The sequence below is a fragment of the Pseudomonas persica genome, assembly GCF_900291015.1.
Taxonomy (GTDB): domain Bacteria; phylum Pseudomonadota; class Gammaproteobacteria; order Pseudomonadales; family Pseudomonadaceae; genus Aquipseudomonas.
In genome coordinates this window covers 1-243 of the sequence record NZ_OLKL01000320.1, presented here as the reverse complement: position 1 = coordinate 243, position 243 = coordinate 1, and the positions used below count along the sequence as shown (strand labels likewise).

1 pseudogene is annotated in these 243 nt (G+C 63.0%); it reads left to right on the top strand.

Annotated features, from left to right (window positions below):
* Positions 1-189 (top strand): annotated as a pseudogene (locus tag FQ664_RS26730) (2-octaprenyl-3-methyl-6-methoxy-1,4-benzoquinol hydroxylase); the annotation flags it as partial.
* Positions 190-243 lie beyond the last annotated feature (54 nt).

The window sequence follows — 243 nt, the reverse complement described above, 5'->3', positions numbered from 1 at the left end:
CCACACAACCTGGCGTTGATGGCGGCGATGGAGGGCTTCGAGAGATTGTTCCAGGCTGATCCGCTGCCGTTGCGCTGGTTGCGCAACAGCGGGTTGAAACTGGTTGAGCAAATGCCGGAGGCCAAGGCGCTATTTGTGCGCCAGGCGTTGGGTTTGAGTGGTGACCTGCCAGATCTGGCCAAGGCTTGAGAGTGGCGGGGCCGCTCTGCGGCCCTTTCGCGACACAAGGCCGCTCCCACAGCG